This is a genomic window from Micromonospora orduensis, assembly GCF_006228125.1.
Taxonomy (GTDB): domain Bacteria; phylum Actinomycetota; class Actinomycetes; order Mycobacteriales; family Micromonosporaceae; genus Micromonospora; species Micromonospora orduensis.
Map to the genome: position 1 here is coordinate 69,780 of NZ_VDFY01000208.1, position 20,546 is coordinate 90,325.

At 69.6% G+C, this 20,546-nt stretch carries 15 protein-coding genes; 3 read left to right on the plus strand and 12 right to left on the minus strand.

Annotated features, from left to right (window positions below; translation table 11 throughout):
- Positions 1-31: 31 nt before the first annotated feature.
- Together FHG89_RS24105 and FHG89_RS24110 are read left to right on the plus strand one after the other, a co-directional pair.
- Positions 32-1,057 carry a LacI family DNA-binding transcriptional regulator gene (locus FHG89_RS24105; RefSeq protein WP_139586688.1) on the plus strand — a complete coding sequence of 342 codons (1,026 nt, stop codon included), beginning with the start codon at positions 32-34 and terminating at the stop codon, positions 1,055-1,057.
- 7 nt (positions 1,058-1,064) lie between these two features.
- Positions 1,065-2,060, plus strand: coding sequence for a family 43 glycosylhydrolase (locus FHG89_RS24110; RefSeq protein WP_280116086.1), 996 nt, complete (start codon positions 1,065-1,067; stop codon positions 2,058-2,060).
- A 71-nt stretch (positions 2,061-2,131) separates the two neighbouring features.
- Here FHG89_RS24110 and FHG89_RS24115 read toward each other — a convergent pair whose 3' ends face one another.
- The 6 genes from FHG89_RS24115 to FHG89_RS24140 all read right to left on the minus strand — a co-directional run bounded on the left by FHG89_RS24115 (position 2,132) and on the right by FHG89_RS24140 (position 10,235).
- Positions 2,132-4,528, minus strand: a complete 2,397-nt coding sequence (locus tag FHG89_RS24115) for an RICIN domain-containing protein (protein WP_139586690.1) — start codon at positions 4,526-4,528, stop codon at positions 2,132-2,134.
- A 68-nt stretch (positions 4,529-4,596) separates the two neighbouring features.
- Positions 4,597-5,448, minus strand: a complete 852-nt coding sequence (locus tag FHG89_RS24120; RefSeq protein WP_139586691.1) for a sugar phosphate isomerase/epimerase family protein — start codon at positions 5,446-5,448, stop codon at positions 4,597-4,599.
- Positions 5,449-5,454: 6 nt separating this feature from the next.
- Positions 5,455-6,639 (minus strand): substrate-binding domain-containing protein, encoded by a 1,185-nt coding sequence (locus FHG89_RS24125; protein ID WP_244295765.1) that lies wholly within the window; start codon positions 6,637-6,639, stop codon positions 5,455-5,457.
- A gap of 12 nt (positions 6,640-6,651) precedes the next feature.
- The gene (locus tag FHG89_RS24130; protein ID WP_139586692.1) at positions 6,652-7,635 is read right to left on the minus strand and encodes an ABC transporter permease; all 984 of its coding nucleotides are present in this window, start codon (positions 7,633-7,635) and stop codon (positions 6,652-6,654) included.
- Positions 7,636-7,637: 2 nt separating this feature from the next.
- A complete protein-coding gene (locus FHG89_RS24135; RefSeq protein WP_139586693.1) occupies positions 7,638-8,609 on the minus strand; it encodes an ABC transporter permease in 972 nt (323 codons plus the stop codon).
- 114 nt (positions 8,610-8,723) lie between these two features.
- On the minus strand, positions 8,724-10,235 hold the full coding sequence (locus FHG89_RS24140; protein ID WP_139586694.1) for a sugar ABC transporter ATP-binding protein: 1,512 nt from the start codon (positions 10,233-10,235) through the stop codon (positions 8,724-8,726).
- 527 nt (positions 10,236-10,762) lie between these two features.
- Between FHG89_RS24140 and FHG89_RS24145 the strand changes: the two genes are divergently transcribed.
- Positions 10,763-14,314: a ThuA domain-containing protein gene (locus FHG89_RS24145; protein WP_139586695.1), complete on the plus strand. Its 3,552-nt coding sequence runs from the start codon at positions 10,763-10,765 to the stop codon at positions 14,312-14,314.
- Between the two features lie 78 nt (positions 14,315-14,392).
- Here the strand turns inward: FHG89_RS24145 and FHG89_RS24150 are convergent, their stop codons facing one another.
- From FHG89_RS24150 to FHG89_RS24175, 6 genes are all read right to left on the minus strand, one after another.
- Positions 14,393-15,151 carry an SDR family oxidoreductase gene (locus FHG89_RS24150; RefSeq protein ID WP_139586696.1) on the minus strand — a complete coding sequence of 253 codons (759 nt, stop codon included), beginning with the start codon at positions 15,149-15,151 and terminating at the stop codon, positions 14,393-14,395.
- Positions 15,148-16,173, minus strand: coding sequence for a zinc-dependent alcohol dehydrogenase (locus tag FHG89_RS24155; RefSeq protein ID WP_139586697.1), 1,026 nt, complete (start codon positions 16,171-16,173; stop codon positions 15,148-15,150). Before FHG89_RS24155 ends, FHG89_RS24150 begins: the two co-directional genes overlap by 4 nt.
- Before the next feature lie 67 nt (positions 16,174-16,240).
- Entirely contained in the window at positions 16,241-17,461 is a 1,221-nt protein-coding gene (locus FHG89_RS24160) for a mandelate racemase/muconate lactonizing enzyme family protein (RefSeq protein WP_139586698.1), read from the minus strand.
- A 1-nt stretch (position 17,462) separates the two neighbouring features.
- Positions 17,463-18,290: a carbohydrate ABC transporter permease gene (locus FHG89_RS24165; RefSeq protein WP_139586699.1), complete on the minus strand. Its 828-nt coding sequence runs from the start codon at positions 18,288-18,290 to the stop codon at positions 17,463-17,465.
- A complete protein-coding gene (locus tag FHG89_RS24170; protein ID WP_139586700.1) occupies positions 18,290-19,270 on the minus strand; it encodes a carbohydrate ABC transporter permease in 981 nt (326 codons plus the stop codon). The genes FHG89_RS24165 and FHG89_RS24170 overlap by 1 nt, the downstream gene beginning before the upstream one ends.
- 4 nt (positions 19,271-19,274) lie before the next feature.
- A complete protein-coding gene (locus tag FHG89_RS24175; RefSeq protein ID WP_244295768.1) occupies positions 19,275-20,501 on the minus strand; it encodes an ABC transporter substrate-binding protein in 1,227 nt (408 codons plus the stop codon).
- Between the last annotated feature and the right edge of the window lie 45 nt (positions 20,502-20,546).

Here is a 20,546-nt window from a genome sequence, read left to right on the forward strand (position 1 = left end):
CCCGTGGCACCGCGCCTGATTCGGAGGACTGATGGGCCGCAACAGAGCAACCCTGGCCGACGTCGCGCGGCGAGCCGGGCTGTCCAAGACCGCCGCGTCGATGGTGCTCAACGGCAGGGAGGGCACCCGCCTCTCGGCCGACGCGCACCAACGCGTGTTCGCCGCCGCCGAGGAGCTCGGCTACCGGCCCAACGTCGCCGCGCGCAGCCTGCGTACCCGCAAGACCGCGACCATCGCGTTCGTCTCCGACATCGTCGCCACCACCCGGTTCGCCGGCGGCCTGATCCGGGGCGCGCTCGACGCCGCTCGGGAACGTGACCACGTGCTGCTCATCACCGAGACACAGGGCGACGCCACGTTCGAGCAGTACGCCATCGAGGCGATGCTCGACCGGCAGGTCGACGGAGTGATCTACGCGGCGATGGCGACCCGCCGACTGACGGTGCCCCCGGCCATCCTGGGCGGCCCGGTGGTGCTGCTCAACGCCACCAGCTCCGACGACCTGCCGTGCGTACTCCCCGACGACGACCGGGCCGGCCGTTCGGTCGCCGCCGTCCTGCTCGAACACGGTCACCGCGACGGGATCGCCCTGATCGGCCGCAACCGCCTCAAGGAGGGCGACCCGGAGGTGTCGCTCGCCGCCGAGGCCCGCCTGAACGGCATCCGGGAGGCGCTGGGCGAAGCCGGCGTCACCCTGCTGGCGGAGAGCTTCTGCACCGAGTGGCTGCCCGAGCACGGCTACGCCGCGACGCGTGGGCTCCTGAACCGGTCGCCCCGACCCAGCGCGATCATCTGCATGAACGACCGCCTGGCCTTCGGCGCGTACCAGGCGCTCGGCGAGGCCGGGCTGACCGTCCCGGACGACATCTCGGTGATCTCGTTCGACGACGACCCGATCGCCGCGTGGCTGCGCCCGGGTCTGGCCACCACCGCGCTGCCACACGAACAGATGGGCCGACGCGCGGTCGAGCTGCTCCTGGACGGCGCCCCGACGGGCAACGCGCTGGTGCCGATGCCCCTGCGCCGACGCAGGTCCCTCGCGCCGCCCGCCGGGTAGACGCGTCCTGGGTCCGGCCCGACGGGTCCGACGCCCTCGCTGGCTAAAACGATTTAGTGCTAGGTTTCCGGCCATGCTTCGTCTAGCCGACCACTGGGTGTGGGACAGCTGGTACGCGCGGGACGACGACGGCCTCTGGCACGTCTTCTTCCTGCGCGCGTCCCGTGCCCTGCACGATCCGCACCGACGCCACCGCCGTGCCACGATCGGCCACGCCGTCTCGGCGGACCTGCGCTCGTGGCGCCTGGTCGCCGACGCGGTGGTCCCCTCCGACGCTCCCGGCTGGGACGACCTGGCGACCTGGACCGGCTGCACCGTCCGAGGCCCGGACGGACTGTGGTACCTCTTCTACACCGGCGTCGGTCACGCCGAGGGCGGGCTCGTCCAGCGCATCGGTCTGGCCGTCTCGGACGACCTGACGACCTGGCACCGGCACGGCACCGAGCCGATCGTCCAGGCCGACCCCACGTGGTACGAGCTGCTCGACACGGACCTGTGGTACGAGCAGGCCTGGCGTGACCCGTGGGTCTTCCCCGACCCGGACGGCGCGGGGTGGCACATGCTCATCACCGCCCGCGCCAACACCGGTCCGGCGGACACGCGCGGCGTTGTCGGTCACGCCACCTCCAGCGACCTGCTGACCTGGACGGTGCGGCCACCCCTGTCGACGCCGGCCGGCTTCGGCCACCTCGAGGTGCCCCAGGTCGCGGTCCTCGACGGACAGCCGCTGCTGCTGTTCTCCACCGACGCCACCGGCAGCGCCCGGCGGGACGACCACCGGATCTGGGTGGCGACCGGCGAGACCACCCTCGGCCCGTGGGACATCGCGTCCGCCCAGCCGTTCGCACACCCGCACCTGTACGCGCCCCGGCTGGTCCCCGGGCCCGCCGACGACTGGTCCCTCATCGGCTTCCTCGACCACGTCGACGAGACGTTCGTCGGGGAACTCACCGACCCCATTCCGGTACGGTACGGCTCCTCGACCGGGCTGACCGTCGTTTAGGAGCCGTAACCGCGCAGGTCCGGGCGGGGCGGTGTCGCCCCGGCCCGGACCTGTTGGAGCACGCCGCTGTCTCAGCCGCGCAGCTGCCACTGCTGGTTGGTGCCGCCGTTGCAGGACCAGAGGATCAACATGGTGCCGTTCGCCGTCCCGGCACCGTTCGCGTCCAGGCACAGGCCCGACTGCACACCGGTGATCGTGCCGTTGGCGTTGATGTTCCACTGCTGGTTGGCCTGACCGTTGCAGTCCCAGATGACCACCGCGGTGCCGTTGCTGGTGCCCTGGCCGGTGGCGTCCAGGCACTTGGTGCCGTAGACCATGAGCTGCCGGCTGGCGGTGGCGGTCCACCGCTGGTTGGTGGCGCCGCTGATGCAGTCCCAGATCTGGGCCTGCGTGCCGTTGGTCGTGCTGGACCCGGCGATCTCGGCACAGCGACCCGACTGGACGCCCACGATCTGCACGTTCTGCGGGTTGGTGCTGCCACCGCTCTGCACACCAGCCGCGTTGATCACCGTCTGCGCGCCCGCCGGCCAGTTCCCGTTGCTGACCGTCACGTTGCCGTTGACGACGTTGCCGCGGTCGCCGTTCGTCACGTTCGTGCTGTTGTTCGTCGACCAGTTGTTGGTGACGGTGAAGTTGCCCATGTTCTCCGCGTACCAGTAGTTGGCGGTGGCCCAGGTGCCGGTGGAGGAGAACACGTTGTTGCGGGCGGTGTAGTAGCGGGAGCCCTCGTCGAAGTAGAGCCCGAACCACCCGTTGGTACGCAGGCAGTAGTTCTCGTTGATGGTCCCGCCCGGGTTCGCCGAGAGCGTGTAGATGCACCCGCCGTCGGTCATCTGCTGCATCACGTCGTGCACGTAGTTGCCGATGACCTGGTTGTTGGCCGCCGTGGTGGCCGTGGTGTAGCGCGGCTGGTAGTTGTACAGGCCACGGTTGGCGTAGTGCTGGCTGCCGCCCGCGTCGTTCGCGCCCCAGCCGTAACCGACCGACAGGCCGGTGTACGGCATGTTGTAGACCTCGTTGTGCGAGACCAGCGCGGTGTTGACGTAGGTGGTCAGGATCGAGACCACGCCCCGGTACTCCAGCCCGAGATCGTGCACCCGGTTGTTGCTGACCGTGATGTTGCGGTTGACCATCCGCTGGTCGCTGGGGTGGTGGGCGTCGGCCCGTACGCCGCCGACCACGATGCCGCCTGCCGAGTTGCGGGCGATCTCGGAACGGGTGACCGTGATGTTGCTGGCGCCCAGCCCGACGCCGCTGGCGTGGGCGTTGGCGTCGTTACCGATCCCGATGGCCGTCTGCCCCAGGTTGACGAACTGTGAGTCGCTGAAGGTGATGGTGTTGGCGGCGGAGACCTGCACGGCGGCGGGCATCTGGTTCCAGTTCGGCCGGGTGGCCTCGAACTGCGGGCAGCCGGCCTGGCAGGACGTCAGCGCGTCGGACGGGCGGGACCAGGTGCCGGTGATGTGGGCGCCGGTCTGCTGGTCGGCGAAGCCGTTGCTGCTGCTCGGGCCGAGCCAGCTGGTGCCGGTGAAGGTGATGCCGCTGAACGAGATGTGGTGCGCCGGCGCGTCGTAGGTGCCGCCGACGTTGACCAGGGACTGCAACTGCGGCAGCTCGACGCTGACCGTGCCCATGTTCTGCCCCGCGAGCGGGATGTAGTTGAGCTGGCCGTTGCCCGGGTTGAGATACCACTCCCCCGGCGAGTCCAGGAACTCGTACGCGTTGGTCAGGTAGAACGGCCCCGCCCGGTGCGGGCTGGAGAGCGTGTCGAAGCCGAACGTGTTGTTGTTCCACGCGGGCTGCTGCATGGTGAGGAAGTTCCCGCTGATGCTCTGCACCGGCGAGTACCGGTCGGTGAACGAGCCGACGCTCTCCACCTCGACCCGGTTCTGGTTGCCCAGGTTGTTGAGGTAGCTGAGCGCGCTGTTGCTGAACCGCATACCGCTCGTGGTGAAGGTGAAGTCGGAGCGGTTCACGGCAGTCCGCGCCCGCGTGGCGACGGCCCCGTTGACGTAGAGCTGACGGCTGTCGAGCCCGGCGCCGACGTTGGCACGCCAGATGTTCTTCCCGGAGTCGACGAGCGACCAGCCGGTGACGGCCCGGGCGCCGGTGATGGTCGGGCGCGCGCCGGCGGTCGCCCGCCAGATCACCTGGTAGCCGTTGGTGCCCGAGTCGGCCGCGGTCAGCCGCATGGGCGACGAGAGTCGGTACGCGCCGTCGGCCAGCTCCACGACGATGTCACCGGACATCGCGCTGTTGACCGCCCGCACCGCGGTCTGCGCGGCGGACAGCGAACACGGCTGGCTGGCGGAGCAGGTGGTGCCGGTGCCGGAGGGTGACGCGTAGAGGGTGGTGGTCGCCGCCTGGGCCGGGGACGCCGAGGCGGTCACCGCGACCAGCGCGGTCAACGCTGTCGCGGCGGCGCCGGTCAGCAACCGGCGCGGCGTTGCGATGGACGGGACGGGCACGGGAGGGTTCTCCTGACGTGAGAGGGGTGCGGCGCCTGGACGGCGCGGGTTCGGAACGCGGCGGCGGATCACGCGAGCACCTCCCGCAGGTAGCGCAGACCGTCGGTGGCGAGACGGTCCTGCGAGGGTGCCAACGGTCGCCAGATCGACGCGGCGGTGGCGATGGTCTCGTTCTCCGCCGTGAACGACTCGATGCAGACGGCGCCCTGGTAGCCGGTGTCGCACAGGAAGGTGAAGAAGCGGGGCCAGTCGAAGTGGTCAGTGCCGGGAGCGCCGCGGTCGGTGCCGCTGACCTGGACGTGCTTGATGTGCCCGCCGGCGACGGAGAGGGCCGCGTAGGGATCGGACTCCTCGATGTTCATGTGGTAGGTGTCGATCATGATGCCGACGTTCGGTGGCAGTCCGTCGATCAGTTCGAGGGTCTGTTCGACCGTGTTGACGACGCTCGTCTCGTAGCGGTTCAACGCCTCGACACCGATGCTGACGCCCGATTCACCGGCCTGCTCCGCCACCGGCGCCAGAGCCCGCCGGAAGTCCGCGTAGCAGGCCGCCCGGGCCGCCGGCGACATCCGCCAGGTGCGGCCGACCGAGGCGTACACGGGACCGCCGACACACGGCGCCCCGACGGCCACCGCGCTCGCCACACACCCCATGAGGTACGCGACTGTCGACTCGACGACGACCGGGGCGGCGTCCACCAGGTCCCGACCCGGCGGGGTGACCGCGCAGACCCCGGCCGCGGCGAGACCGTGCGCGGCCAGCAGGTCCCGGGTACGGATCGGGTCCCAGTCCCCGGGCTGCTCGATCGGCAACTCGACCGCGTCGAAGCCGAACGACGCGATCCGGGGAATCAGCTCGGCGAGGGCCTCGTCGTCGACCGGCGAGGCCCACACCCAGGGGTTGACGCCGATGGCGTACACCGGCACCTACTTCCAGCGCTGCGGGTAACCGGGCAGGTCGGTGCAGCCGCACATCGCGTAGTGCAGCGGCGGCATGTTCGGGTCGAGATACCGGTCCAGGTTGTCCTGGGTGATTGTCGGCTGGGGCAGCTTCCAGGGGTTGGACACCTGCTCGCCGTCGAGGATCCGCAGCGCGGCGATGATCGGCGTACGCCACTGGTAGGTCGGGTAGGTCGGCGCGATCGCGGTGAGGTTCTTGTCCTTCCAGATCTTCAGGAAGTCGAGCTGGTCCTCGCCGTTCATCGGTGGAACGCGCTTGCCCGCGTCCTGGAACGCCTCGACGGCGGCGACGGCGACGGCTCCGGCGTCCATCCAGACGCCGTCGATGGTGCCGTACCGCTGGATGTAGTCGTCCACGATCTTCTTGGTCTTGGCCGGGTCGCCGTCGGTGAACTCGACGCCGACAACGTCGACCTTCGCCTTGTCGAACGCCACCTTCGCCGCCGACCAGCGGGTCTCCAGGACGTCGACGCCGGGCAGGATCCGCAGGGCGAGGACCTTGCCGCCTGGCTTCATCTTCTGGCTGACGAACTCGGCCCCGACGTGACCGAAGCCGTAGCCGCCGATCGGGTTGATGAACGTCACCGGGCACTTCGTGTTGACACCACGGTCGAAGACGACGACCGGCAGCCCCGCCTGGCAGGCCGCCTCGACGGCCGGGGTGAGGGTGGCGGTGGTGTTCGGCGAGACGATGAGCGCGTCGCAGCCCTTGCCGAGCAGGTCGTTGATGTCCGCGATCTGCTTCTGGTCCTTGCCTTCGGCGTCGACGTGCACGAACTCCTTGATGCGGCTCTTCTGTGCCTCGACCTCGGCCTGCATGGTCTTGAAGCCGACCTGCCGCCAGGGGTTGTTCAATGCCGCGTTCGAGAAGCAGATCTTGTGCGGGCCGTTCTTCTTGAACTTGGCGGTGTCGACCATCGTCGGGTTGAGCACCTGCTCCCACGGCTTGTCGGCCGGGCCGGTCGCGGCGGCGTCGAGCAGCCCGAGCTCCGCGTCGTAGTCGGCCTGCACGAAGAACTTCGACTGGTCCCCGGTGCCGGACCCAGCAGCGGCCGATGCACTCCCCGACGGGCTCGCGGCCGGCTCGTCCGTGGCGCAGGCGGCGAGGGACAGCAGGGTGACGGCGGCCAGAGCCGCCATGGAACGTCGCACTATGGTTCCCCTTTATCTCGACGAAGAACGGGTTGCCGAGACCGCCACGGCGAGCAGGATGATCGCGCCCTGGACGGTCGACCTGAGGGCGCCGGAGACGCCGTAGAAATTCATGAGGGCGAACAGCAGTTCGAGGGTCAGCGCGCCGAGCATCGCGCCGACGACCGCGCCGCGCCCCCCGCCCAGGGCCACTCCACCGAGGACGACCGCGGTGATCGCACCGAACTCCAGGCCCGCGCCGGCCTGGAACGACACGCCGCTGTAGCCGCCCAGGAGGATCGCCGCCACGGCCGCCGCGAGCCCGCTGAGGATGAAGGCGATGGTCCGGGTACGCCAGACGCGTACCCCGCTCAGCTCTGCGGTGCGCGGGTTGTCGCCGACGGCGACAAGCGTCCGGCCGAAGTCGGACCGCATCAGCAGCACGGCCGCCACCGCCAGGACCACCAGGACCATCAGCGCGTACGGCACGCGGCCCAGCAGCGGCACGTCCTCGACGGCCCGCCGGCCGAACCGCCGGAACTCCTCGGACAGCTGACCCTTCGGCGCGCCGTCGGACCACAGGTAGACCGCGCCGACGAGGATCAGGAACATGCCGAGGGTGGTGATGAACGACGGCACCCGCAGCCGCGTGGTGATCAGGCCGTTGACCAACCCGACCACCGCCCCGAAGGCGAGCAGCAGCAGGACCACCGGCCAGGTGCGCGCCGGATCGCCGTCGATCAGCCGGGCGGCCACGACCACCTGTGCGGTGACCAGCGAGCCGACGGAGAGGTCGAACTCGCCGGAGACGATCACGAAGTACTGGCCGGCGGCGAGCAGGATGATCGGCGCTGACCGGCCGAGGAACGACATCAGCGACGACGGGGCCAGGAAGTCGGGCTGCCGAATGGCGACGAGCACCAGCAGCACCGCGAGGATCGCGAGGATCGGCAGCACACCACCGGGACGCACCCGCGGCAGACGCAGCGGCAACGAACGGGGCTGGACGGTCTGCATGACTAGGCCGCCTTTCGCATGGCCCGGCGGGCGTAGACGGCGACCGCGGCGATGATGATGACGCCCCGGATCACCTGCTTGAAGAAGGCGTCGACCTCGAGCTGGTTGAAGATGGCGTCGATGCTGGCGAGCAGCAGCACGCCGCCGACGGTGCCGATGACACCGCCGCGCCCACCGGCGAGGGCGGTGCCGCCGATCACCACCGCAGCTATCGACTCCAGGTCGTACAGGCCCTCGGTGCCCACCCGGGGGGCGCCCGAGCCGAGCCGGCTGGCGAGGTAGATCCCGGCGAGCCCGGCACACAGCGAGCACAGCACGTGGGCGGTGACGAGAACCCGGTCGTTGCGGACGCCGGAGAGCCGGGCGACCTCCGGGTCACCGCCGACGGCGACCAGGTGGTGGCCGAAGCGGGTCCGCGAGAGCGCGAACCAGGCCGCCCCGGTCACGGCGACCAGCAGCAGGAACGACAGTGGCACCGGACCGATCCGCTGGTAGCCGAGGGTCTGCACCAGAGTGGGCGAGGTGGTGCCGGCCGGGCCGTCGTAGCCGCTGTCGAGGTACCCCTTGAGCAGCAGTCCGACGCCGAGGGTGGCGATGAACGCGTTGACCCGGAATTTCGTGACCAGGAGCCCGTTGAGCAGCCCGACAGCCGCGCTGACCGCGAGCGCCAGGCCGATCGCCGGCATCAGCGCGCCGTCGCTGCCGTTCATCGTCTCGGCCGCGACGAGAGTACTGAGGCTGATCACGTACGCCACGGAGAGGTCCAACGAACCGCCGAGGATGACCAGGGTCTGGCCGACGGCGACGAGCCCGAGGCCGGCGGCGACGTGCAGGAGGCTCACCGTCGTGGACTGGTTGAACAGCTGACCACCGTCGACCAGGACGACCAGCCAGCCGATGACGAGGGTGAGGGTCAGGGCCACGAACACGCCAGGCACGGGGCGTCGGGCCGGCAGCAGCGACAGGGCGCTCACCGACCAACCTCCGTTCGCGACTGCGGGGCTCGCAAACCCGGCTCACTCCTCGCGCTCACCGAGCCACCTCCGTTCGCGACTGCGGGGCTCGCAAACCCGGCTCACTCCTCGCGCTCACGCGGCGGCCTCCCGTACGGTGCCGACGGCCAGGGCCACGACGTCCTCCTCGCTCGCGCTGGCGGGCAGTTCGCCGGCGATCCGGCCGTCGCGCATGACGACGATCCGGTCGCTCATCCCCAACAGCTCGGGCAGATCGGACGAGATCATCAGCACGGCGGCGCCGTCGCGGGCCAGGCGGCGCACGAGATCGTGGATGGCCGACTTCGCTCCCACGTCGATCCCCCGGGTCGGTTCGTCGAAGAGCAGGATCCGTGGGTTGAGCGCGAGCCACCGGGCCAGGACGACCTTCTGCTGGTTGCCGCCGGAGAGGAAACGGATCTCCTGGTCGTCACCGGCGCCACGGACCTCCACGGCGGCGAGCAACTCGCGCACCCGGACCGTCCTCGCCGCGCGGCCGGACCGAGCGGCGAAGACGGCCCGGCTGGCGAGCAGCGCGTTGTCGAGCACCGACTGCCGGGGCACGATCCCCTCGCCTTTGCGATCCTCGGTGACGTAGGCGATGCCGGCCCGCATCGCGGTGCGCGGAGATCGGAGCCGGACCGGTCGGCCGTCGAGCGTGACGTCGCCTGTCGTGAACGGGGAGACGCCGAAGAGCGCGCGGGCCAGCGCCGACCGCCCGGAGCCCTGGAGGCCGCCGATGCCGAGCACCTCGCCGGCGCGCAGCTGGAGGTCGACGTCGCGCAGTTTCCGGTTCCCCGCGTCGCGGACGGTGAGCCGTACCGGGCCGAGATCCTCGGGGGCCGCCCGCTCGGGGTAGTAGCTGGACAGCTCCCGGCCGACCATGTGCCGCACCAGCTCGTCGGCGGTCGTCGTGGCGGTGTCCACTGTGGTGACCCGACGGCCGTCCTTCAGGACCGTGATCCGGCTGGACAGGTCGAAGACCTCGGTGAGCCGGTGCGAGACGTACAGCAGGCCGATGCCCCGCTCCTGGAGCCGGCGCACCAGCCCGTAGAGCAGCTCGACCTCGTGGTCGGCCAACGCCGCCGTCGGTTCGTCCATGATGAGCAGGCGCGCGTCCAGGGCGAGCGCCTTGGCGATCTCGACGACCTGCTGCTGTGCGACGCCGAGGCGTCCCACCCGGGCGTCGGCCGGCAGGGCGGTCTCCCCGATCGAGGCGAGCAGCCGAGCGGTGCGGTCGAGCATCTCCCGACGGTCGACGAACCCGCGGCGGACCGGCTCGTGTCCCAGGTAGACGTTCTCCGCGACGGTGCGCCCCGGAAGCAGGTTGAACTCCTGGTGGATGATCCCGATGCCGGCCCGCTGGGCGTCGCGCGGTCCACGGAACACACGTGGCTCGCCGGCGAGTTCGACGGTCCCCCCGTCGGGGGCGTACCCGCCCGACACGATCTTCATGAGGGTGGACTTCCCAGCGCCGTTCTCACCGACGACGGCGTGGACCTCGCCGGGCGCCACATCGAGGTCGACACCGTCGAGCACGCGTACCCCGAGGAAGGACTTGCCGATGCCCCGAAGGGTGAGCAGCGGCGCCGGCCGTGGGTCTGACATCCGGAAAGCCCTCACAGACAGTAGTCATTGACAGGAGCCGGCACCGCACGACGGCCGGGTTCGAGGCACTGGACGAACAGACTTTCGTCGGCGCCGCCGGATGCTTACGTTCGCGCGTTGCGAACATTCCCTTGACATAGACGAAACATCACACGTATGAAGATAGATGTTTGGATGCAGGTCCGCAATCCTCGACCGGGGCTGATTGCCAGGGCCGCCACTCGATCGGCAGCGGCGCCGCAGCGAGGGAGTCGATAACGACCGTCGTCACCTGGGCAGGGCGACGGGCGTCGCTCCGTTAATTGACAGCCATCTATTGCTAGCTCATCCTGGCCTCGTCGGCCACGGGATGGGGACCACAGCGGTCATCACGCTGTGTGACGACCTGCGGGTCTGACTGCCGTTTCGGCGAACGGCACGAGGACCGACCAAGCACACTCGCGCCCCCGCACGCGTCCAGGCGGAACCAGACGCGCCGTGGGGCCCGTGGTCGCAATCGGAGTTGCTCGCCCAACCTAGGAGACGGCATGCGCCGCACCACATTGATCATCGCAGTGATCGCCGGCCTGTTACTGTCGCTCGGCCTCGCGCCACCCGCTTCGGCGGCCCCGGCCTTCCGCGCCCTGCTGTTCACCAAGACCGCCGGCTACCGGCACGACTCGATCCCCGCCGGGATCTCCATGTTCCAGCAGCAGGCCGCGGCGAACAACTTCGAGCTGGTGCAGACCGAGGACTCAAGCGTCTTCACCCCGGCCAACCTCGCGACATTCGACGTCATCATCATGTTCCAGACCTCCGGCATGGTCTGGACCTCAGCCGCCCAGCGCCAGGCCGTCGAGGGCTACCTCGCCAGCGGCAAGGGCATCGTCGGCGTCCACAACGCCACCGACATGGGCATCGAATCCGAATACCCGTGGTGGGACCAGACCATCAACGGCGGCGCCCACATGCCCGAGCACTCCCCCGGCGTACTGCCCGGCACCGCCATCGTCGCGGACAAGCAGCACCCGTCGACGGCCGGCCTGCCGGACCGATGGAACCGCAGCGAGGAGTGGTACAACTTCGACACCAACCCGCGCGGCAACGTGCACGTCCTGGTGACCGCCGACGAGCGGACGTACAACCCGGGATCCCGGGCCATGGGCCCGGACCACCCGATCTCCTGGTGCCGCAACGTCAGCGGCGGTCGGGTGTGGGCCACCGCGATGGGCCACGCCATCGACTCGTACAGCGAGACGAACTTCCGCAACCACGTCCTGGGTGGTGTCAAGTGGGCCGCCGGGAACGTCCCCGGCGACTGCGGCGGCACCGTCTGGGGCAACTTCGAGAAGCGGACCCTCGACGACAACACCGTCGACCCGATGGCGCTGGCCGTGGCACCGGACGGCCGGGTCATCTACGCCCAGCGCGGCGGACAGGTCAAGATCTTCAAGCCCTCCACCAACAGCACCGTCACCGCCGCCACGCTTAGTGTCTACACCGGAGGCGAGGATGGCCTGACCGGCATGGCCCTGGACCCCAACTTCGCCACCAACGGGTACGTGTACCTCTACCACTCGCCGGCGAGCAGCTCGACCGACGTCAACCGCGTCTCCCGCTACACCCTCAGCGGTGACACGCTGAACATGTCCAGCGGTGTGACGATCATCGACATCCCGGCGTACCGTGACCGGACGTTCCCGGAGCCCGGCCACACCGGCGGCTACATCGAGTTCGGTCCGGACGGCAACCTCTACATCGGCACCGGCGACGACACGCCCCCGAACCTCGACCCCAACTGGCAGGGCTACGCCCCGCTGGACTGGCGCTCGGGCAAGTCCAACCTGGACGCCGCCCGGACCGCGGGCAACACCAACGACCTACGCGGCAAGCTGCTGCGCATCCGCCCCGGAGCCAACGGCGGCTACACCATCCCGAGCGGCAACCTCTACCCCCAGGGCACGGCGCAGACCAAGCCGGAAATCTACGCGATGGGCTTCCGCAACCCGTTCCGTTTCTCGATCGACGCGGCCACCGGCTGGGTCTACCTGGCCGACTACGGACCGGACCGCAACCCGCCGACCACCAACCGGGGCCCCGAGGGCCTGGTCGAGCTCAACGTGATCAAGACGCCCGGCAACTACGGCTGGCCGTTCTGCCACGGTGACAACCAGCCCTACGCGCCGTACAACCCCGACACCGGCGTCGTCGGCGCGAAGTTCAACTGCAACGCGCCGGTCAACAACTCGCCCAACAACACCGGCCTCACCACCCTCAAGCCGATCGTCGCGCCGAACATCTGGTACGGCTACGGCACCTCGCCGACCTTCCCGGAGCTGGGCTCCGGCGGCTCCGCGCCGATGGGCGGCCCGGTCTACCGGTACGACGCGTCGAACCCATCCGCGACGAAGTTCCCGCCCTACTACGACGGCGTGCACTTCTTCTACGAGTGGTCGCGCAACTACATCAAGGAGGTGCACTTCGACTCCTCCTCGGCGGTGACCCGCACCAACCCGTTCCTGCCCGGTGGTGGGTTCAACAAGCCGATGGACATGGAGTTCGGCAAGGACGGCTCGCTCTACCTGCTGGAGTGGGGCACCAACTTCGGTGGCGGCAACAGCGACTCCGGGCTCTACCGGATCGACTACATCCAGGGCGGCCGGTCACCGATCGTCAAGGCCACCGGCACGCCCACCAGCGGCACCGCGCCGCTCACCGTCCAGTTCAGCAGCGCCGGCACCTCCGACCCGGACGGCAACACGCTGAGCTACCAGTGGACGTTCGGCGACGGCACCACCTCCACGGCGGCCAACCCGTCGAAGGTGTACACCTCCAACGGCAACTACACGGCCCAGTTGAAGGTCACCGACAACACAGGTAAGACGGGTTTCGCCAATGTCCAGATCACGGTCGGCAACAGCGCGCCGGTGGTCACCATCACCACCCCGCCGAACGGAGGCATGCTCACCTTCGGCGACAAGGTGCCGTACCAGATCACCGTGACCGACCCGGACGGCGGCACGATCGACTGTTCGAAGGTGATCCTCAACCCGGCGCTGGGTCACGACGACCACGCCCACGAGACCACCGAGTACCCGGGCTGCTCGGGCACCATCTCCACCGACCTGCTCGGCGGGCACCCCGACGGCGCCAACCTGTTCTACGTGCTGAACGCGCGGTACACCGACAACGGCGGGGCGGGGGGCGCGGCTCCGCTCACCGGCACCGCGCAGGCGATCCTCCAGCCGAAGCACAAGCAGTCCGAGTACTTCAGCAGCCAGTCCGGCATCCGGGTCGTCGACCAGGCGGCCGCGGAGAGCACCAAGCGCGTCGGTGACATCTCCAACAACGACTGGATCGCGTTCAGCCCGATGAGCCTGTCGGGCATCTCGACCGTCAGCTACCGGCTGTCGTCGCCGTCCGGTGGTGGCACCATCGAGCTGCGGGCCGGCTCACCCACCGGAACGCTGCTGGCCACCACACCGGTGCCGAGCACCGGCGGCTGGGACAACTACCAGTCCACGGCACCGGTCAGCGTCGCCGCCCTGGCGGGGACGCAGACGCTCTACATGGTGTTCAAGGGCAGCGGCAACAACTGGTTCGACCTCGACTCGCACACGTTCGGCGGCGCCGGCGTCGGCGTGCCCGGCACGGGCACCGGCACCGGAGTGGCGGGGAAGACCTGGACGCTGACCGCGCAGCACAGCGGCAAGCTGATGGACGTCAGCGGCGTCTCCACCGCCGACGGCGCCCAGATCAACCAGTGGGCGGCCACCGGGGGCAACAACCAGAAGTGGCAGGCGGTCGACGCGGGCAGCGGGGCGGTCTACCTCAAGGCGGTCCACAGCGGCAAGTGCGCCGAGGTGATCGGCGGCTCCACCGCGGCGGGCGCCTTCCTCCAGCAGGCCACCTGCACCAACAGCAACCAGCAGAAGTTCACCGCCACGGCCACGACGACCTCCGGGGTCTACACGGTGCGCAACGTGCAGAGCGGTCTCTGCCTGGACGTCAACACCGCCTCCACGGCGGACGGCGCCCGGCTCCTGCAGTGGACCTGCCACGGCGCGAGCAACCAGCAGTGGAGGTTCACCCAGGTGTGACGAAACCGCGCTGACCACGGCGCCCCGGTCGGGGCCGGCATCCGAGCAACGGAGCCGGTCCCGGCCGGCGCGCTCCCGTCACCGGCCGAGCCAGCCGCCGTCGACGGGCAGCACGATCCCGTTGACGTAGTCAGACGCGGCCGACGCCAGGAACACCGTGGCACCACCGAGATCGTCGGCGCGACCCCACCGGCCCGCCGGGATCCGGGCGAGGATCGCCGGTTCGCGGTCCGGGTCGTCACGAAGGGCCCGGGTGTTGTCGGTGGCGATGTAGCCGGGGGCGATGGCGTTGACGTTCACCCCGTGACCGGCCCACTCGTTCGCCAGCGCGCGGGTGAGCCCGGCAATGCCCGACTTCGACGCCGCGTAGCCGGGGACGGTGATGCCGCCCTGGAAACTCAGCAACGACGCGGTGAAGATGATCTTGCCGTGGCCACGCTCCACCATCGTCCGACCGATCTCCCGGCTCAGCACGAACTGGCTGCTCAGGTTGACCTCGATCACGTGGTCCCACATCTCGTCCGGATGGTCGACGGCCGGCGTACGGGCGATCGTGCCGCCGTTGTTGACCAGGATGTCGATGGGGCCGAGGGCGGTGAGGTCCCGGGCCAGCCGGTGTACGGCAGCCCGATCGGCGAGGTCGGCCCGTAGGGCGGTGAACCGGCGGCCGGCGGCGCGCACCAGGCGTTCCACCTCGCTGCCGTCGGCTTCGAGCTGGGCGGAGACGCCGACCACGTCGGCACCGGCCAGGGCCAGCGCCTCGGCCATCGCGAGCCCGATCCCGCGCCGGGCGCCGGTCACCACGGCGGTCCGTCCGGTCAGGTCGAACAGGGTCATCGGTTGCCCTCCGACAGATCGAGCAGGACCTTCATGACGCCGCCACCCTCCAACGCCGCGAACGCCGCGTCGGCCGCCTCGACGGGCTCCACCCGGGAGATGAGCTGACGGGCCGGGATCGCGCCGGACGCGACCAACCGGATCGCCTCCACCATGTCGTCGCGCTGGTAGAGACGGGCGCCCAGCAACTCCAGTTCACGCCAGAAGAACCGGTGCAGGTTGATTTCGCGCGGCCTGGGGTGGATCGCCACCATCACCAGCCGGCCCCGGGTGGTGAGGACGTCGACCGCGGTGGCGACACCGCCGGCGGAGCCGGAGACCTCGAACGCAACGTCGGCGCCCGCGCCGTCGGTCCGGTCGTCGACCAGCGCCACGACGTCGGTCGTCGTCGGATCGACCGCCTCGACCCCGATCCTGCCCGCCACGTCGCGGCGGAACGGGTCCGGCTCGACGAGGAGCACGCGCGCCCCCCGGCCCCGGGCGACGGTGGCGATGAGCACCCCGACCGGGCCACCACCCACCACGACCACCTGGTCGTCGGCGGTCACGTCTCCCCGGCGGACGTCGTGCACCGCGACGGCGACCGGCTCGACGAGCGCCGCGTGGTCCAGGGGCAGGTCCTCGGGCAGCGGCAGGACCAGGTCCGTCGGCACGGTCCAGGAGGACTGCATGGCGCCGGGTGAGTCGATGCCGAGGAAGTTCATGGCGTGGCAGATGTGGGAGAGCCCGCGTCGGCAGGCGGCGCACCGCCCGCACGGCCGGGTCGGCATGACGGTGACGGCCTGGCCGACGGTCAAGCCGGTGGCGTCCTCGCCGAGGGCCGCGATCCGTCCGGACATCTCGTGCCCGATGATCGCCGAGGCGCCGACCCGCGTGTCCATGTCTCCGTGGTAGATGTGCAGGTCGGTGCCGCAGATGCCGGTGTAGGCCACCTCGATACGCACCTGGCCGCGGCCCGGTGCCTCCGGGTCACGTTCCTCGACCCTGAGGTCTCGTGTCCCCCGGTAGACGACTGCCTTCATCGATCCTCCAACTCGGCGGTCGGAACGTCGATAGTCCCGACCGGGTGGGTGGTCAGCTCACGTGTTGTCAGTGACGTGCGGTGGACGAGACCTCGGTGTGCGAGTTCAGCGGCACCACGGGGACCTTGCGGGCGGAGACGCCGTCGACTCCGGCCAGCAACCGGCGCCCGGCCCGTTCCGGCCGGACGTTGGGGCTCTCGGCCGTCTGCGCCCGCGGGCGGCGGTTGGCCGCCCGGATCCGCTCCTCGTCGACGCGGACTCCCAGTCCGGGTGTGTCGGCGAGGACGAACGCGCCGTCCTCGACGTGGTGGTCGACGGAGACGCCGACCGGTGGACGCAGGTCCTGAAGTTCACTGGTCAGGTGGTTCGGCACCGATGTCGCCGCGTGCAGCAGTCCGATGGGGCTGTTGCCGATCGGGCTGACCGGCAGGTCGTAGGCGTGCGCCAGGGCCGATGCCCGCAGGAAGTGGGTGACCCCCCAGACGGCCGCCATCTGGACGATGTCGACAGCGCCGGCGGCGATCAGCGGCCGGTACTGTTCGAGCCCGGTGAGGTTCTCGCCGGTGGCGACCGACGCGTTGATCCCCCGGCCGACCGCCGCGTGGCCCTCGGCGTCCCAGCGTCGGACCGGCTCCTCGATCCAGATGAGGTCCATGCCGCGTTCGATCTCACTGACGTGCCGGACCGCCTGTTTGCGGGTCCACGCCTCGTTCACGTCGAGCATCAGACCCGGCCGCAGCCCGTTCCCGGCCTCGGTCAGCACGTCCCGGACCAGGGCGAGGCGGTGCCTGTCGCGCTCGATGTCGAGGCCACCCTTGAGCTTGGCGGCCCGCAGGCCGTGGCTGGCGTAGACCTCGTACTCCGCGACGAGTTCGTCGTCGGTGAGCCCGATGTCCAGGCCGGACGCGTAGGCGGGTACGCGCCGGTCGCGTCCGCCCAGCAGCCGCCACAGCGGCTCCCCGGCGGCCTGCGCCTTGATGTCCCACAGCGCCGTGTCGATGGCGCCGATGGTGCCGAAGACCGGGCCCGCGTGGCCCGCCTTGAAGGTGTGCCGCAGCATGCGGTCGTAGAGGGTCGTCACCGCTCGGGGATCTTCGCCCTCGACGGCGGCGAAGATCCGCTCGATCTCGACATGCGGCCCGAGGCCGATCCCCGAGATGCCCTCGTCGGTGTCGACGATGACGATCGACACCGGGACCACTCCGTCGGCGAAGACGCCGTTGGCATCGCCGACGGACCGCCCCCATTCCTGGACAGTGGCGAGTGTCCGATATCCAGTGATCCGCATGTCAACCCTTCGTGGAACCGGCGGCGACGCCGTCGGCGATTTGGCGCTGGAGGAACAGGTAGACCAACAGGACGGGTATCGCGGCGATCAGAACGCCCGAGGCGAAGGTCGGGATGTTGTCGGAGTACTGCCCGCGCAGGGAGGTCACCCCGACCATCAGCGTCCGGTGCTCGGCCGAGGGCATCATCACCAGCGCCATGAGGACGTCGTTCCAGCAGAACAGGGCGTTGAGGATGCCGACCGACAGCAGCGCGGGGGTGCCCAGGGGCAGCATGATCCTGCGGTACACGCCGTACACGGTGTTGCCGTCGATCCGGGCGGCATCGACGATCTCCGGCGGGATGCCCCTGTAGTAGCTGGTCATCAGAAAGACGGTGAAGGGCAGGAACTGCGCCACGTAGACGAGGACCAGACCGGGGTACGTGTCGATCAGCGCGGTGTCGGCCATGATCCGGGCCAACGGCACCATGATCACCTGGAAGGGGATGAAGAGTCCGGCCAGGCAGCCCAGGAACAGCGCCGACGAGCCGCGGAACCGCAGCTGGCTCAGGGCGAAGCCGGCCATCGACCCGAGCAGTAGCAGCAGGGCCACCGACGACGTCACCACGAGCAGCGAGTTGGCGAAGTAGCGGCCCAAGCCGACGCTTGTCCACGCCGTCTCGATGTTCTCCAGGCGCAGGGCATCGGTCAGGCCGAACCGGTCCAGGATGTAGTCCCGGCGGGTCTTCATCGCGACGTTGGCGGTGAACAGCAGGGGGTAGATCGTCGCCAGGGCGAGCAGCGACATGGGGATGGCGATCAGCCACCGTCCCAGACGGAGGCGAGGCATCAGTCCTCTTTTCCGGATCGTTCGAGCAGCTTGATCTGCAACAGCCCCACGACGAGCATGATCATGAAGAGGACTGTCGACGCGGCCGACGCGAGAGCCGGGCGGTTCATCTGGCCCTGCTGCTTCCAGATGTAGAACTCCGGCAGGTACGTCGCACCCTCCGGCCCGCCGCTGGTCATGACGTAGAGCAGCCCGAACATCGAGGTCAGCATCCCGATCATCGTGGTCACGAAGACGAACTGGATGGTGCGCGAGAGGCTCGGGACGATCACGTGCCAGACGACCTGGGGCATCGACGCGCCGTCCACCCTTGCGGCGTCCAGCAGCGCGGCGTCCAGGGTGGCGAACCCGGCGAGGAACACCACCAGGGCCATGCCGAAGGTGGCCCAGATGTGCACGCCGACCACCATGAACATCGCGATGCCCGGGTCACCGAGCCAGTCGATCGGGCCGACGCCGACCGCACCGAGGACGGCGTTGAGGGGGCCGTCGAAGGCGAGCAGCAGGTTGAAGATCGCGCCGACGATGACCGGGGACAGCACTGCGGGAAAGAAGTAGACGCTGCGGTAGAGGCGGTGCCCGGGCACTCGCAGGTAGATGAACGTGGCGAGCAGGCCGGGGATCGCCACCGCCACCGGCAGCAGCAGCACCAGCAGCCCGACGTTGCTCAGCGCGGTCCGGAACAGCGGGTCCGCGAACAGCTCCCGGTAGTTGCCGAACCCGACCGCCGTTCCGTTCTGCGCACCGTCGCCGGTGAAGGAGAAGTTGACCCCGAGGACCAGCGGGTAGAGCCGCAGCAGGACGATGATCAGGACGGCCGGGGCGACCAGGATGTACGGGGCGAGACGCTCGGCCCCAGAACCGCCGCCGGCGCGACGGCGGAGGGCGCCGTCACGCCGGGGGGACGAGGTGACCGCGGGCCCGCCGGCCCGCCCGGCCGGAGCCGGACGGACCGACGGTCGCGTGTTTCCGATCGGCACGTGCTCAGCCCGCCTGGTCGGAAGCGGCCAGCTGCTTCACCACCTCGTCGACGGTGACCGAGCCGCTGAGCAGTTGCTGGGAGAGGCGCCCCATCAGGTCGATCGTCTTCGAGGAGAGCGCCACGTGCAGGGCCGGCTTACCGCTCTTGAGCTCGCTGACGATCGTGGCGGCGGCCGGGCCGGCCTGCGACACGTCGATGGTGGTGTCGGCGACGATCGCGCCCGCTCCGGAGTAGAAGGCGTTGAGCGCCTCGGTCGACGTCAGCGAGCGCACCAGGTCGGCGGCCACCTTCGGGTCCTTCGTCCACTTGGCGACCGCGTAGCCGATGCCCCCGTCGTACGGGAGGCTCGGGGTGGTGCCGGCGGTGACGACCGGCGCCTTCATGACGCCGAGCTTCTCCGGGGTCAGGAACTCGTTGAAGTCCTGCCAGTGCCCGACGTCCGACATCAGGCCCATGACGTGGGCGGCCTTGCCGGACTGGAAGAACGCGAAGGAGTCGTTGAACATCGCCGTCGAGTTGGCTCCGTCGCTGTTCATCTTCCGGTCCCCGGCCTCCTTCCAGAGCTGGAAGATCCGCTTCACGTTCGCCGAGTTCCAGTCGCGCTTGCCGGCGATCCAGGCGTCGTACTCCTGGGCGGTGAGGGTGGTAGAGCCCAGGCTGGAGAGCCAGAACTGGATGCCGACGCCCTCCTTGTTGCCGAGGGCGAAGCACTTGGCGCCGGCCTTGGCGATGGTGGCGCAGTTGGCGACGAACGTGTCCCACGTGGTCGCCGGGCTCGCCGGGTCGAGACCGGCCTTCTCGTAGATCCCCTTGTTGTAGTAGATGGGGTAGCCCTGCAGCGTCACCGGGCCGCCGTAGATCTTGCCGTCCTTGGTGAACGCGTCCCAGCCGGCCAGGCGCTGCTTGTCCTCGGCCACGTAGTCGGTGAGCGGCACGAGCGCGTCCACCCGGTCTCGGATCTGGCCGCCGCCGTTGAACATCATCACGTCCGGGCCCTTGCCGGACTGGATGGCCGCGCCGAGCAACGTGTAGTACTGGTCGAAGGGCTGCGCGACGAACTCGACAGTGACATCCGGATGCTTCTTCTTGAAGTCCGCCTTCGCCTTGTCCAGATAGGATTTGGCGAACGCCTCACCGGACTTGAAGTCCCACACCACCAGCTTGCCGTCCGAGCTGGTGGACTTCCCCGAATCGCTGGCACTTCCACAGCCGGCCAAGGCCAGGCTCACAACGAGGACGGCCGACCATATTGCTCGCTGTCTCATCAGTTGTCA

What these genes read in the sequence shown, in the direction of transcription:
- FHG89_RS24150 (WP_139586696.1), bottom strand. Translation starts at nt 15,151, where the DNA reads ATGACCCTGTTCGACCTGACCGGACGGACCGCCGTGGTGACCGGCGCC.
- FHG89_RS24145 (WP_139586695.1), top strand. Translation starts at nt 10,763, where the DNA reads ATGCGCCGCACCACATTGATCATCGCAGTGATCGCCGGCCTGTTACTG.
- FHG89_RS24130 (WP_139586692.1), bottom strand. Translation starts at nt 7,635, where the DNA reads ATGCAGACCGTCCAGCCCCGTTCGTTGCCGCTGCGTCTGCCGCGGGTG.
- FHG89_RS24140 (WP_139586694.1), bottom strand. Translation starts at nt 10,235, where the DNA reads ATGTCAGACCCACGGCCGGCGCCGCTGCTCACCCTTCGGGGCATCGGC.
- FHG89_RS24155 (WP_139586697.1), bottom strand. Translation starts at nt 16,173, where the DNA reads ATGAAGGCAGTCGTCTACCGGGGGACACGAGACCTCAGGGTCGAGGAA.
- FHG89_RS24165 (WP_139586699.1), bottom strand. Translation starts at nt 18,290, where the DNA reads ATGCCTCGCCTCCGTCTGGGACGGTGGCTGATCGCCATCCCCATGTCG.
- FHG89_RS24160 (WP_139586698.1), bottom strand. Translation starts at nt 17,461, where the DNA reads ATGCGGATCACTGGATATCGGACACTCGCCACTGTCCAGGAATGGGGG.
- FHG89_RS24105 (WP_139586688.1), top strand. Translation starts at nt 32, where the DNA reads ATGGGCCGCAACAGAGCAACCCTGGCCGACGTCGCGCGGCGAGCCGGG.